The sequence below is a fragment of the Saccharomonospora iraqiensis subsp. paurometabolica YIM 90007 genome (genome assembly GCF_000231035.2).
GTDB classification, from domain to species: Bacteria; Actinomycetota; Actinomycetes; order Mycobacteriales; family Pseudonocardiaceae; genus Saccharomonospora; species Saccharomonospora paurometabolica.
Window position 1 is genome coordinate 42,903 of record NZ_KI912215.1, and the last position, 478, is coordinate 43,380.

Annotated in this window: 1 protein-coding gene; it reads left to right on the forward strand. The window is 77.4% G+C overall.

The window, feature by feature from the left end; translation table 11 throughout:
• Positions 1 to 48 precede the first annotated feature (48 nt).
• Positions 49 to 478: creatininase family protein (locus SACPADRAFT_RS25950; protein ID WP_233357131.1), on the forward strand; the 430-nt coding region annotated here is incomplete at its 3' end.

Sequence of the window (478 nt, forward strand, 5' to 3'; positions counted from 1 at the left end):
GCACCGCACGGCCGCGCCGCTGCTGCCGGCGTTCACCGAGGTCGACACGTGACCGGCGGGGATCCCGTGCCGGCGGAGCTGGCCCGGCGGCGCTGGCCGGAGGTCGGTGACCCGGTGCTGGCGGTGCCGGTGGGGGCCACCGAACAGCACGGCCCGCACCTGCCGCTGGACACCGACACCACGATCGCGGTGGAGCTGTGCCGCAGGCTCGCCGCGGGCCACGACGGGGTCGCGGTGACGCCCCCGGTGGCGTTCGGCTCCAGCGGGGAACACGCCGCCTTCCCCGGGACCCTGTCGATCGGGGCCCCGGCACTGGAACTGCTGCTCGTGGAGCTGGTGCGCTCGGCCGACCACTTCCCCGCCGTGGTGCTGGTCAACGCGCACGGCGGCAACCTCGCCCCGCTGACCGCCGCGGCACGCACACTGCGGTCGGAGGGCAGGCGGGTGCTCGCGTGGTCGCCGCGCGGGCGCCCCGACG